The sequence below is a fragment of the Rhodospirillaceae bacterium genome, assembly GCA_018660465.1.
Lineage (GTDB): Bacteria > Pseudomonadota > Alphaproteobacteria > Rhodospirillales > JABJKH01 > JABJKH01.
The window spans coordinates 1-13,540 of sequence record JABJKH010000053.1 but is presented as its reverse complement, the minus strand read 5'-3'; the positions used below and the strand labels follow the sequence as shown (position 1 = coordinate 13,540).

General features: G+C 50.4%; 11 protein-coding genes. 5 read left to right on the top strand and 6 right to left on the bottom strand.

Going from position 1 to position 13,540, the window contains the following annotated elements; all coding sequences use genetic code 11:
• The first annotated feature begins 63 nt into the window (after window positions 1–63).
• From HOM51_08180 to HOM51_08165, 4 genes are all read left to right on the top strand, one after another.
• Window positions 64–2,229, top strand: coding sequence for a hybrid sensor histidine kinase/response regulator (locus HOM51_08180; protein ID MBT5034484.1), 2,166 nt, complete (start codon window positions 64–66; stop codon window positions 2,227–2,229).
• Between the two features lie 68 nt (window positions 2,230–2,297).
• Complete coding sequence (cheB, locus tag HOM51_08175) at window positions 2,298–3,365, top strand: chemotaxis-specific protein-glutamate methyltransferase CheB (protein ID MBT5034483.1); 1,068 nt, start codon at window positions 2,298–2,300, stop codon at window positions 3,363–3,365.
• 12 nt (window positions 3,366–3,377) lie between these two features.
• The gene (locus HOM51_08170) at window positions 3,378–4,148 is read left to right on the top strand and encodes a hypothetical protein (GenBank protein ID MBT5034482.1); all 771 of its coding nucleotides are present in this window, start codon (window positions 3,378–3,380) and stop codon (window positions 4,146–4,148) included.
• Between the two features lie 32 nt (window positions 4,149–4,180).
• Entirely contained in the window at window positions 4,181–5,398 is a 1,218-nt protein-coding gene (locus tag HOM51_08165) for a response regulator (protein ID MBT5034481.1), read from the top strand.
• 5 nt (window positions 5,399–5,403) lie between these two features.
• On the opposite strand, the gene rodA is transcribed toward HOM51_08165, so the two are convergent.
• From rodA to HOM51_08135, 6 genes are all read right to left on the bottom strand, one after another.
• Window positions 5,404–6,549: a rod shape-determining protein RodA gene (rodA, locus tag HOM51_08160; protein ID MBT5034480.1), complete on the bottom strand. Its 1,146-nt coding sequence runs from the start codon at window positions 6,547–6,549 to the stop codon at window positions 5,404–5,406.
• Between the two features lie 21 nt (window positions 6,550–6,570).
• Window positions 6,571–8,454 (bottom strand): penicillin-binding protein 2, encoded by a 1,884-nt coding sequence (mrdA, locus tag HOM51_08155; GenBank protein MBT5034479.1) that lies wholly within the window; start codon window positions 8,452–8,454, stop codon window positions 6,571–6,573.
• Window positions 8,455–8,458: 4 nt separating this feature from the next.
• Window positions 8,459–8,974 (bottom strand): rod shape-determining protein MreD, encoded by a 516-nt coding sequence (gene mreD, locus HOM51_08150; protein ID MBT5034478.1) that lies wholly within the window; start codon window positions 8,972–8,974, stop codon window positions 8,459–8,461.
• On the bottom strand, window positions 8,971–9,831 hold the full coding sequence (gene mreC / locus HOM51_08145) for a rod shape-determining protein MreC (protein ID MBT5034477.1): 861 nt from the start codon (window positions 9,829–9,831) through the stop codon (window positions 8,971–8,973). Before mreC ends, mreD begins: the two co-directional genes overlap by 4 nt.
• A 196-nt stretch (window positions 9,832–10,027) precedes the next feature.
• Entirely contained in the window at window positions 10,028–11,068 is a 1,041-nt protein-coding gene (locus HOM51_08140) for a rod shape-determining protein (GenBank protein MBT5034476.1), read from the bottom strand.
• A gap of 119 nt (window positions 11,069–11,187) precedes the next feature.
• A complete protein-coding gene (locus HOM51_08135; GenBank protein ID MBT5034475.1) occupies window positions 11,188–12,738 on the bottom strand; it encodes a 2-isopropylmalate synthase in 1,551 nt (516 codons plus the stop codon).
• Between the two features lie 409 nt (window positions 12,739–13,147).
• Between HOM51_08135 and HOM51_08130 the strand changes: the two genes are divergently transcribed.
• Window positions 13,148–13,540, top strand: a 393-nt coding sequence (locus tag HOM51_08130) for a hypothetical protein (protein MBT5034474.1), incomplete at its 3' end; no start/stop codon positions are given.

Here is a 13,540-nt window from a genome sequence, read left to right as displayed (position 1 = left end):
GCCAGATCCTCCTTTAGATCAGGCCGGTGATTGTTCCAATTTATATGACGACGGACAGTGGCAATGCGGTCAGCCCACAATATCAAGGGTGGAGCACGCAGCATCGGCATTTCGGAAGTTGGTCGCATCTCACATTGTGCCGAAACCTTATTTCTTGCCCTAAAGGATGGCACCGCCCCTGTCACATCGGATGTTACCGACCTTTGCCTCGAAGCCGTTGATCGCATCAAACAAGCAATGGAATCCTTTGAAGAAGAAAACGATCTCAATTTTGATATTGAAGATTTGATAACCCGACTGGAAACAGCTTCCGACGGAGATGCACCAATAGCACCCCCTGCTAAATCTGCAGAACAAGAAGAACCCCCCACTGAAGCATCTACTGAAGCCAGTACTGAGCCAGAGCCAAAGCTAGAGCCCAAACCTGAGCCTGAGCCTGAGCCAAAAGTGAGTGCCCCTGAAGAAAAGACAGCTGTGCAGCAAGCACCAGAGAAATCAGCACCAGAGAAAAAATCTGCCGCAACTAAAGGCGGCGAGTCAATCCGGGTGGCGATTGAAAAACTCGACCAAATTGAGGCCATCGTTGAAGAACTTCAATCTGCAAAAATTGAAATTGATGATTTCGTGGATGAACTTAAGAAACTTCATGCAATGGCTCAAGATATTGATATTGCGGCATTTGCGCCGACTGGGATACCAGGTAGTGGCCTCGAATTAGGCAGCTTGCCATTTGAAGATGTCCGTGAAGGAACGGAAAAAATTTATAAGAACATGCGCGCCCGCGCCCGAAATCTTGGCGTGGTTCTTTCTTCGCTGATGTATGAAACTCGAAATTTACGTTTGGTTCCGGCTGCTGGTCTAACCCGTCCCTTGGTTCGATCTGTCAGAGATATTGCCCGCCAAATGAATAAAAAAGTGTCCTTTAACGCAAGCGGAGAGGACACAGAAATGGACCGGGTTGTTCTTGAAATGCTGAACGACCCGCTGGTTCATATTATTCGGAACGCGATTGATCATGGAGTTGAAGAACCGACCATCCGAAAAGCGGCCGGCAAGCCGGAGGTCGGTGAAATCAATGTCGAGTTTCAACTCGTCGGCAGCCGCATTCAAATTACCGTCAAAGACGATGGTGCCGGAGTCAATATCGAAAGAGTTAGACAAAAGGCGATTGAGAAAAAGATTATTTCCGAAGCTGAGGCCAATGATTTGCAGAAGGCCGAAATTCTCGATCTGATATTCCATCCGGGCTTTTCGACCAAGGATATCATCACGGACGTTTCTGGACGGGGCGTCGGCATGGACGTGGTTCGAACAAACTTAAACGCCCTTAAGGGCTCGGTGTTTGTCGATAGTGAGGATGGCGTGGGATCTACTTTTACGCTCCAAGTCCCGCTTACACTCGCTACCGAAAATGGTCTAATTATCCGATCTGGGGGGCAAATTTTCGCTATTCCAGTCGGTGCCGTTGATCGGGTCGTTGATCTTACAACCGAGGAAATGGTGGATGTTGAAGCCAGCCAAGCTCTCTTGCTGGATGGCAATCCTGTTCCCGTGCGGTACCTTTCGGGTCTGTTAGGGATTGAACAAATATCTGCACAAGCGCCGAATCAGCTACCCGCGGTGATCATAGCGTCTGGGTGGCGACGGGCTGCACTGGTTGTTGACGAAATAATTGCCCGCCGGGAAATGGTCGTTCGCCCCCTGCGCGAACCCTTGAACTCTGTCCGCAACGTATCAGGAGGAACCATATTAAGCGGCGGCGTGGTGATTGTCCTAAACCCAGGCGATCTTATGACTGCGGTTTCTCAGGTTAGTGCATCGTTGCGGGTAGATATAGATTCAGCTGATGGAGAGGCAGGAGAGTCCCGACCTTCCGTCTTAGTCGTAGATGATTCCTTGACCACCCGAACATTGGTCAAAAATATTCTGGAAGCGAGCGGCTACGACGTTTCTGTGCGTGTAAATGGTCTGGAAGGCTGGGAGGCCCTGGCAGAAAGCGACTTTGACCTTGTTGTAAGTGACGTGCAAATGCCGATCATGGATGGATTTGAGCTCACGGACAAAATTAAAACCAGCGAGTCGTATGGCGAAATTCCGGTGATAATCGTGACTTCTCTGGCAAATGATGAAGACAAGCAAAGGGGCTTAGACGTGGGTGCGGATGCCTATATCGTGAAGGGTGAATTCGAAACCCGAATTTTACTTGATGTCGTTAATCAACTTATTTAGAGACTATTTACGCAAGGGGTGCAACGGGGGCACTGCCTCGCGTTGGCATTCCCTATAAAGTAGGTGACATGATTAGAATACTAATTGTTGATGATTCCCATGTGGTGGCAGAAGCGCTTAAAACTATTTTGAGCGCAGAATCTGATATGGAAGTCATCGGACGCGCAAACAATGGTCGTGAAGCGGTATCGATGACGGCAGATTTAAAGCCGGATTTGATAACCATGGATATCGAAATGCCAGAACTAGACGGTGTCGAAGCGACACGTCAAATCATGGTCGAAACACCAACACCTATTATTGTTGTCAGTTCACACGTAAACGATAAGGAACGCAATATTAGCTTCCACGGGTTAGAGGCCGGCGCCCTTACGGTTCTTGAAAAACCGGTTGATATGTTCGCTGCGGAATTTGAGCACCAACGCAAACAGCTCGTTCGCACGGTTCGCGCCATGTCTGAGGTGAAACTGGTGCGACGGTATGGTCAAACGGCGCCCCATAAGCCAACGCCTCCCGTCCGGAAACCGAAGGCCCCCAGGATAAGTTCCGTCACCCGCCAAATTGTTGGCATTGCGTCGTCAACCGGGGGACCGCAAGCCCTCCAGAAAATTTTAACCTCCCTGCCAAAAGATTTCCCGACACCTATTTGCATTGTCCAACATATCTCGGAGGGTTTCGTACCGGGAATGATCAGTTGGCTGACCCCAATCAGTGCCCTCCCGCTTAAAATTGCAAATGATGGTGAAATCGCGGAAAAAGGAGTCGTTTATTTCGCTCCAGACGGAAAGCATCTCTTGGCTGACAGACACGGGAGCAAAATAAAAATAGTCTTAGATGATGGTCCACCGGTAAATGGCTTTCGACCGTCGGGAAACCCCCTCCTGCGATCACTTGCACAAAATTTTGGAGCCAGCGCCGTTGGCTGTATTCTAACCGGCATGGGAGACGATGGGGCTGATGGTCTCTTAGAACTATACAATTCTAACGGACACACGTTCGTTCAAGATGAAGAGTCTTCAATCATATTTGGCATGCCGGGGGCGGCCGTCAAAAAAGGAGCAACAGAGACATGTATTGCCCTGGATGATATCGCGTCTCATTTGATCAATACCGTCTATGGCACTTTAAAAAAGTAAAGGAGCTTCGTAGTGGTAGGTAAAACAGGGGATATAAGTAATGTACTTCAGAAGCTTAAGGAAAAATACCTTACTGAGCTTCCCGCTAAAATTGATGATATGGAAGAGATTGCCTTACGGATGGAAAATCGCAATGGATTCCTGGAAAACAGCCCGGAATTGTATCGCCTTGCCCATAGCCTGAAAGGCAGCGCTGGTTCTTACGGATTTCCGGACCTTACCGCAATTTGCCATCGAGTTGAGGACTATCTGGAACCTGAAAACTTCGATGTCTCATCTGCGCCAGGTGATGTTTCTGATCTAATTCTGCGGCATATCGACCTGATGCGGGAGTACGTTTTACTTGTTCAGGACGGTGAAACCCTTTTTTCCCATATCGGCGATAAATTGAATTCTCTGAAACGAGATAACCTCGCCGAGATATATAGCGGCCTCCTGGTTGACGGATCGCTTACGACATCCCAATTATGTCTTAGTACACTGAAACAATACCCCATTGAGTTTACGGTTGTTCAAGACGGTATAACTGCTTTGGAACGTCTACTCGCTGAAGATTTTGATATTTTGATAACGGCAATGGAACTCGTAAATTTAAACGGCCTCGCTCTTGTTGCAGCGTCTCACATGTCTTCTAGATCTAAGGAAACAATATCGACTGTTCTTATCACGTCACATAACATCGAAAGTCATGGTCGAGGCTCTGATCCTGACTTTGTCGTTCTTAAGGATGAGAACATGGCGTCTAATTTATGTGCCGTTATTGAAGAGATCAACTTGGTGTAATTCGGTAGAGTCCGAAAACAGGAACCGTGCTTATGAAGATATTTATTATTGATGATGACGAGTCGATGCTTGAGCTTCAATCGGTACTTCTTGCCGAAGCCGGGCATGAAATTTTATCATCAACTCAAAGTGGTGGCGCCCTGGAACAAATTAGAGCCAGCAAACCTGACTGTGTAATTACTGATATCATGATGCCCGAAATAGACGGCATTCAAATCCTAAAACAAATCCGCGATGATGAAGACCTGGCAGAAACAAAAGTTATTATTGTCTCATCAAAATCATTCGAATTTGATCGCCGACAAGCCATGAAAATGGGGGCGGCTGGCTTTATAACCAAGCCAATCAATCCAGAGACGTATATCAATCAGGTCGACAGCGCATTTTCCGATCAAATTGATATGACCTTCTGGGGCGTTCGGGGAACGCTACCTGTTCCCGGTCCAAGGGCCTATAAATACGGCGGCAACACATCTTGCGTGACGCTCGAGTTTTCCAAGGGAGAGTTTTTTATTTTCGATGCAGGATCGGGAATTAAGGAACTCTCTAATCATCTTTTGGCGACCCGCGGTGGGAAATTAAATGCGAAGATATTTATTTCTCACCCGCACTGGGATCACATAAACGCGCTGCCGTTCTTTGTGCCGCTTTATATTCCCGGCAATGAATTTGAAGTGCTTGGTGCGTCACACGCTGGAACCTCCATGCGGGAGCTCATTTCCGCGCAAATGGATGATGTTTATTTTCCCATTACGATGAAGGAATTCGGCTCCAGGGTTTATTTCCGTGATCTTACTCAAGGAGAATATGAAGTCGACGGAATTTCGGTTAAAACATTTCTGTTAAGTCACCCGGGCAATTGTTTGGGATACCGAGTTGACTACAACGGTCGATCGATCTGTTACGTGACGGACAATGAATATTTCTTGCCGGACTCGCCGCAGCACAATCCAAATTATGTTGAAAAGCTGGGTGCATTTATCGAAGGCACTGACGCCTTAATTACAGACTGCACTTACTTGGACGATGAATATCCGACTAAAGTTGGATGGGGGCATTCCTGTGTGAGCCAGGTCGTTGAGGCCGCCCATCAGGCTAACGTCAAGAACCTTTATTTGTTCCATCATGACCCTGACCAAGACGACACAAAAATAGATGAGAAGTTTGCCCAGTCTAAAGCGGCCCTAGAAAAGCTCGGGTCCAGTACAGTCGTCTTAGCACCCGCAGAAACGGATAAGGTCACCCTTTAGCATCTCTAGTCTTCCTCGTGGGCGCCTCTGCGACCGATTAGGATATTTCGGTGAACGAAAACGCCTAAAAGCAAACCAAATCCCCACAACAAGGCGATCATGTGCGACCCACCGAACGAGATCAGGGGCAACGGCACGCCAACGACGGGAATAAGCCCCATGACCATGGCGATGTTGATAAAAACATACAGAAAGAACGTGACCGTTACGCCCATGCCCATGAGCCGTCCAAACTGGCTGCGGCTGCGGTATGAAATAACAAACCCGTAACTTAACAAAATTATATATAAAGTTAGCAGCGCAAGACCGCCGACCATTCCGAATTCCTCTGCCAGCATGGTAAAGATGAAATCGGTTTGTTTTTCTGGCAAGAAGTTCAGGTGCGCTTGGCTGCCATTTAGGAACCCTTTGCCAAACACCCCACCTGAGCCCAGCGCGATCTTGGACTGGATGATATTCCAGCCCTTACCCAATGGGTCGCTTTCCGGGTTAAGGAAGGTCAGAATACGCGCCTTCTGATACGGACGCAGATAGTAGATCCAGGCGAAAGGCAGCGAGGCCAATCCACCGATGAAGATTACGACAAATTTCCAAAGCCTGACACCTGCAAGAAAGAACACAACTGTGCTGGCAAAAACCAACATTAGGGCCGTCCCCAAATCTGGCTGACGCAAGACCAACGCTGACGGTACGGCGACCATCAAAATCGGCGGTATCAAATAATGTATGCGACCGACATCGTCGATACTGCAGCCGTGAAAATATCGCGCCAGGGCAATAACCAACGCGATCTTCATAAACTCAGATGGCTGCAAGCGAATGAAACCCAGTGGGATCCATCGCTGTGCGCCCATTCCGATCTCACCTTTAAATTCAACAATCACCAGCAACAATAAAATTGCCGCAAAAAAGACATAGGCGTATCTCAGCCAAAGCCGGATATCAGTCAGGGCAACGACGATCATTACTAAAAGACCCGCCCCAAAACGAAGCATTTGCCGCGACACCCACGGATCAATGTTGCCGTTAGCAGCAGAATAAAGCATGGCGAACCCTACCGACGCCGTTATGCAGACCAACAGGACAAAAATCCAATTCATCTGCAATAGCTTCTGGCGCAAGCTCAGGTCGGGCCGATTTAGACCATCCATATCAGTAAGCCTCGAAGCCAATCATGCCGGCTCGCTCCCATATCCAGCCACCTTCGGCTTCACTCCTGGCCGGGCTGCATTGCGGACTTGTGCCTCATAAAGAATATCACGGGCGATAGGGGCAGCTGTTTTAGATCCACCGCCCCCGTGTTCTATTACCACCGCAACAACATAGCGCGGCGCGTTCAAGGGCGCGTAACCAACAAACAAAGAATGATCACGCTGTTCCCAAGGAAGTTCTTCGTTCTTGCGAACACCGGTGTCCCGTTCAGCCTTGGTAATGCGACGGACTTGTGACGTTCCCGTCTTTCCGCCCATTTCAAATCCAGACCGTTGAATTTGCGATTTACGAGCCGTGCCCATCGGGCCATTAACCACGTCAGCCATGGCATCGCTAACAGCCTTTAAATGGCGCCGCGCAATTCCCAAACTGGCAATTTCTTCCTGAACCATTGTTGACGTTTCGGTCAATGTGCTAACCGAGCGCGTCAGGTGGGGCACGACCGCATATCCGCCGTTTACCAATCGCGCTGTCATCACTGCCATTTGTAACGGCGTTGCGAGAACATACCCCTGCCCAATACCGGCGATTAATGTTTCTCCTTGCTGCCAAGAGGAACCCACTGCCTTGCGCTTCCACCGCTTCGTTGGAATGAGTCCGGTCTGTTCGCCCGGCAAATCCAGTCCGAGCCTTCCGCCAAAGCCGAGTCTTCGTGCCATTGCGGCTATCCGGTCGATGCCGACCCGCCGCGCAATTTCATAAAAATAAACATCGCAGGATTGAGAAATTCCCTTCATTAAATCGACCGTGCTGTGGCCGTGCTTTTTCCAACAGTGAAACTCTGCGTCTCCTAATTCCACCGACCCGGAGCAGAAGAACTGGGTCGCCGGTGTGATGATGCCGCGTTCCAAGGCTGCCAAGGCGACAACCATTTTAAAAGTGGATCCGGGGGGGTATTGCCCGGCGATGGCTTTATTGGTCAACGGTGCCCGAGGATTAGAGATCAGCGTCTGCCAATTTTGAACGCTTAGGCCTGTATTGAATGCATTCGGATCAAAACTGGGTGACGATACCATCGACAGCACATCGCCATTGTGGGCGTCCATAACAACAACGGCGCCGCTATGATCTTTCAATCGGCGGGTCACCATTTTTTGTAGTTCTAGATCAATCGTCAGGGAAACTTCGGCACCAGCTTGACCTTCGCGGCGTTCCAATTCTCGCATAACTCGGCCGATGGCATCGACTTCGACCTGCGATGCGCCACCCGCACCGCGAAGCGCTAAGTCGTGTATTTTCTCAATTCCAGATTTGCCAATCCGGAATCCGGGAAGTTCCAGCAATGGGTCACCGTCAATTTCCTTTTCCGAAACGGCTGCGACGTAGCCCAGAACATGCGCGACCTCGGGGCCATGAGGGTAGAACCGCGTTTGCCCAACATCAATCGCGACACCAGGAAGGTCTGGCGCATTAACTTCAATGCGGGCAACCTCCTCCCAATTTAGGTTTTCCTTTAAGGTGATTGCGACAAAGCTGCGGCGACGTCGCATTTCACGCAGAACCCGACGTTTGTCACCATCAGAAAGCGGTATCATGGCCGTAAGAGTTTCCAGGGTCGCCCGAATATCGGTTGCCTTCGCCCCTTCAAAACTTAAAACGACCTGGTGGTTTTCCTGGTTAATCGCCATGGAACGACCAAACCGATCAATGATATGGCCACGCGGCGGCGCCAGAAGTCTGTAGTTAATCCGGTTATCATCGGCCAGGGTTTTATAGCGCTCGGATTCGACCACCTGCAGATAATACATTCGACCAACCAGCGCCGACATCAACAGCAGTTTACCGCCGCCTAATACGGCGACCCTGCGGCTAAATAATTTATGTCTGTCTGTGTCGCGATGCATTTCGTTATTCTTCTCTCAAGAACGTATGCTGCCACCGCATCAGAACCCAAGCGAGGATTGGATAAAGCCCCACAGTTGTTAAAAATTGAAAAAACAACGCATGTGGCATCAGCATGGTCACATTCCATAATGAGACGAGAACCCAATTGGCCGCTGCCGCTGCACCCGCAACCAAGGCAAAGCCCAGCCAAAGAATATAAAACGACTTACCAACGAAAAAGCGCCGCTGCGATAAGACGCCGCCATAGACCAGCAGAAAGACAACCGCGTTCACGCCAATCGGCAAGCCGGTTAAAATATCTTCCAAAACGCCGATGATAAAGACCGCGTAAGCGGGCAAAAGTTCCGGTCGATAGATCGCCCAATGGTAGACCGCCATAAGCGGCAACCACGGCACGACCACCCCTAATCCTGGGATGTGTAACGGGACCACACCGACGATAAGCAAAATCACCGTCAAACCAAATGGCGTTAGCCACCGAGCCCAAAGGTCAAGCTTATGCCATATTGCTGGCTTCATTTAATTTTGGAGCCGCTCCCGGGTATCGTCGTCCGAGCAGTCGACTTCCCTCCTGTATTGCCAGGGGGCATTTTAGAAGTGGAGCGCTGAGGGGCCTTGCCCAAGTTGTAATCCACCACACGCACGTATTCCAAATGGTCAAACCTCACATGAGGCTGAACAACCACGCCGGTCTCATCTACTGAGATAACGCGACCAACTGACAGCCCAGGCGGAAATGCGCCGCCGTGCCCAGATGTCGTTACCAAATCACCCGGTGTGACGACAGTTCCGGCGGGAAGCCGAAGCAAGCGCGGCGGTTGTCTGTTCTTGCCCGCCAAGATGGCGCGCACCCGTGTCGAGGCGACCACCACCGGAATCCGCGAATTGATATCTTGCAACAGCAGCACCCGAGAGGATCTGGCCCCCACATCCACCACACGTCCAACGAGGCCATCGCCAGAAATCACAGCTTGGCCTTTGCGAACGCCTTCAATAGACCCGGTATTTAGCAAGAGGCTTTTAACGAATACCCGTTCGGCATCGCCAATGACGCGTGCGCTAATGAACTTTGCGGCCGGTTCAGGCGAAACTTTTAACAGTCCGCGCAATGCGGCGTTTTCCGCTTCCAATTTTCGGGCAACGGCCTGCCATTGTAGAAGCCGAGTGTTCTCAATTCGAAGGGTCTCATTCGCTTCGCGAACCGCAGCCAACGCGTGAATTTCATCCACAAAATTAGAAACCGTGGCCATCGGCCTGGAAGCCGCATCGAGGATGGGAGCAACCGCGTCCGCCACATGCGCGCGAACCCGCTCCATAAGTACCGCGTCAGCTTTGCCTAAAAGCATCAAGCCGAACGCTGCCAACACCAGTCCCATATAGAGGAAACGGTGCACGAAGCCCTTGGCTGGCGCCACAATTCGATAGATTGAGCGGGGGTGCTCCTGCAAAATATTCCCCTTGTGAACCAAACACCCAGAAAGAATTCAGCCGTATTCTAGCAAAATTCAATTCAATTCAAAAGAAAGTCGCACCGAATAATTAAAATATACTTTAACGGCTTACAACGATTTTCTAATACATACTCGTAAGAACATTCTTCAACCGCTTCATTTCCTCAAGCGCTCGTCCCGTACCCAGCACCACACAGGACAACGGATCATCGGCAATAGACACCGGCAAACCCGTTGCATGGCGCAGAACATAGTCGACATTCCCAAGCAATGCACCACCACCAGTCAACACGATCCCTTTATCGACAATGTCAGCGGCCAGTTCGGGTGCCGTGTGTTCCAGCGCGACCTTAACGGCCTCAATAATCGCCCCGACTGGTTCGGCCAGGCTTTCTGATATCTGGCGTTCGCTAATGACGAGTTCTTTGGGAACACCGTTCATCAGATCGCGGCCCTTAATTTCCATGGTATGGCCTTCGCCATCTTCAGGTGGACAGGCTGAACCGATTTCCTCTTTAATTCGCTCCGCACTGCTTTCACCAACAAGCAAATTATGATTGCGGCGGATATAGCCAATAATAGCTTCATCCATCTTATCGCCACCAACGCGCACGCTTCGGGAATAAACAATGCCGCCCAAGGACAGCACCGCCACTTCCGTCGTGCCACCGCCAATATCGACGACCATGGAGCCCGTTGGCTCCGTCACGGGCAAACCGGCACCAATTGCCGCCGCCATGGGCTCTTCGATTAAAAAGACCCGGCGCGCGCCAGCACTTTCCGCCGATTCTTGAATGGCCCGGCGTTCGACCGCTGTGGAACCAGATGGTACACAGACAATCACAAAGGGGGATGCAAAACTGCGGCGGTTATGAACCTTGCGGATGAAATACTTGATCATCTCCTCCGCCACTTCGAAATCAGCAATAACACCGTCACGTAGGGGGCGAATGGCGCTGATATTACCTGGGGTTCGGCCCAGCATCTGCTTGGCTTCTTCGCCGACTGCAAGGACTTGCTTCTTGCCCTTTACCTCAACGATCGCGACGACAGATGGCTCGTTCAGGACGATGCCGCGCCCCTTCACGTACACCAACGTGTTCGCGGTTCCCAAATCAATGGCCATGTCGGCCGATAAAAAGCCAAACAGTCTGGAAAACATCTGTCCCTAATTTCCCCTTCGGATATAAAATTCCCCCCGGACGCAACCGGATTCATACAGGTGCCGGAGACGATTCTCCGGCACCTGTTACCCTTTATAGAAAATCCCCCGCCCCGGGGCTAGGCAGAAAGCGCATCGGGGGCAGATTTCTTTCTTTTTTCAAGCAGCTTGTTCAAAGCGTTCACGTAAGCCTTTACCGAGGCAACGATGGTATCCGTGTCCGCACTTTGTCCATTTACCGTGCGACCGTCTTCATCCAGACGAACCGTAACTTCAGCTTGTGCATCCGTTCCTTGGGTCACAGCATGGACCTGATACAGTTGCAGACGAGCCGAATGCGGGAACAACTCCTTAATCGCGTTGAACGCTGCGTCAACAGGGCCGTCACCGGTCGATTCGCATGATTTGACATCACCGTCCACAACCAGGCTTAGCCCGGCCATAGGCGGACGGTGCACCGTGCCGCACTTAATTTCCAAGCTTTCCACGGCGACCCGGTCATCGGACCGAACAACCTGATCATCAACCAACGCGATCAGATCCTCGTCATAGATATCCTTTTTCTTATCGGCCAAGTCCTTGAAGCGTTTAAAGACATCAGAAACCGCATTATCACCAAGTTCATAGCCCAATTCCTTGAGCTTCTCCCTGAACGCATGACGGCCTGAATGCTTACCCATAACCAATTTTGACTGCGTAAGCCCAACCGATTCGGGCGTCATGATCTCATAAGTCTGAGCATTCTTCAGCATGCCATCCTGATGAATGCCCGATTCATGAGCGAAGGCGTTAGCCCCGACGATCGCCTTATTCGGCTGCACAGTGAAGCCCGTCACGGTGGAAACCAAGCGCGAGGCCTTGATAATGCCTTCGGTCTTAATGTCCGTGGTAAAAGGCATGTGGTCGTGACGCGTTTTCAACGCCATGACGACTTCTTCCGCCGCCGCATTGCCGGCCCGTTCGCCCAGTCCATTAACGGTGCATTCGACTTGCCGGGCACCGGCTTGAACCGCTGCCAGAGAATTTGCCACTGCCAATCCCAAATCATTGTGGCAATGAACCGAAATAATCGCCTTATCGATATTCGGCACCCTGTTCATGAGCATCGAAATTAATGCCGAAAATTCGTCAGGCACCGCATAACCAACGGTGTCAGGAACATTGATGGTCCCGGCCCCAGCCTCAATGGCCGCCTCGACACAGCGACAGAGGAAATCATGATCGCTGCGCGATCCATCCTCGCACGACCATTCAACATTATCGGTGAATTTCCGCGCATAAGTAACGCTATCAATCACCTTTTCCAATACCGCGTCCGGCTCCATCTGCAGCTTATACTTCATATGCAGCGGGCTGGTGGCGATAAAGGTGTGAATACGACCACTTTCGGCAGGTTTAATTGCTTCAGCGCACCGGTCGATATCCATGTGGGTGGCACGTGCCAAGCCGCAAATTGTCGAGTTTTTTATAGTCTTGGCGATTTCGTTGACGGCTTCAAAGTCACCATCGGAGGCGATTGGAAAGCCCGCTTCGATGACATCCACGCCCATTTCTTCGAGGACTTCTGCAATCCGCAGTTTTTCATCCAAGGTCATGGAAGCGCCTGGCGACTGCTCACCATCGCGCAATGTGGTATCAAATATTATAATTCGGTTGTTGTCGTTGCTCATAGTCTTAGTCCTTTTCCTTACAACTCAGTGTGATGCTTTTTTCGCTCCCCTGAGATCGGCGGACGTCCATCGGACGACACGAACCCGTACTCAGGGGCACCTAAGTCGTAGGCCTAAAGAAAGGACCGGCAGGGAGGGAGCACACACGCGAATGCGCCGACGAACCATGGGGTCCGTAGCATTCATTTTGCCTGCGATTTTTCCAACTGTATTCAAAACCGTTACCTGCCGTAATGTGAAGATCAATGTTCGCATCAATCTCTTAATATAGAGCTAAAAGGAGAGATGGCTGTATTCGACGAATATGTCAACTGGAATTTTCTGGAATTTGTCTTGTGAGACGAAGCGTTTAGGCCCAATTTTAAAGTCTCAGAAGAAGCTTTACTCATAGAAAAGATAGACTTCAGATATGATAAAATGCCCGTGCGGTTCCAATGACAACTTTGATGCCTGTTGCGAACCTATTATTGCTGGAACACCAGCCCCAACTGCCGAAGCATTAATGCGGTCTCGTTATTCTGCCTATGTCAAAGGCAATATCGATCACATTGAACAGACCCACGGGAAAGAAGTTCGCGACGACTACAATCGATCAGCGGCGGAAAGCATGGCCAACAGCGTTAAATGGCTCAGCCTGGACATAAGAGAAACAACGGGCGGCGGGACCGAGGATAAGACAGGCACTGTCGAATTTGCTGCTAAATTTCATCAAGATGGTGAAGACCGTTTGCATCACGAACGCTCTGACTTTAAACGCGAACAAGGAGAATGGGTTTATACGGGAGGCAAGATGAACCCCCGG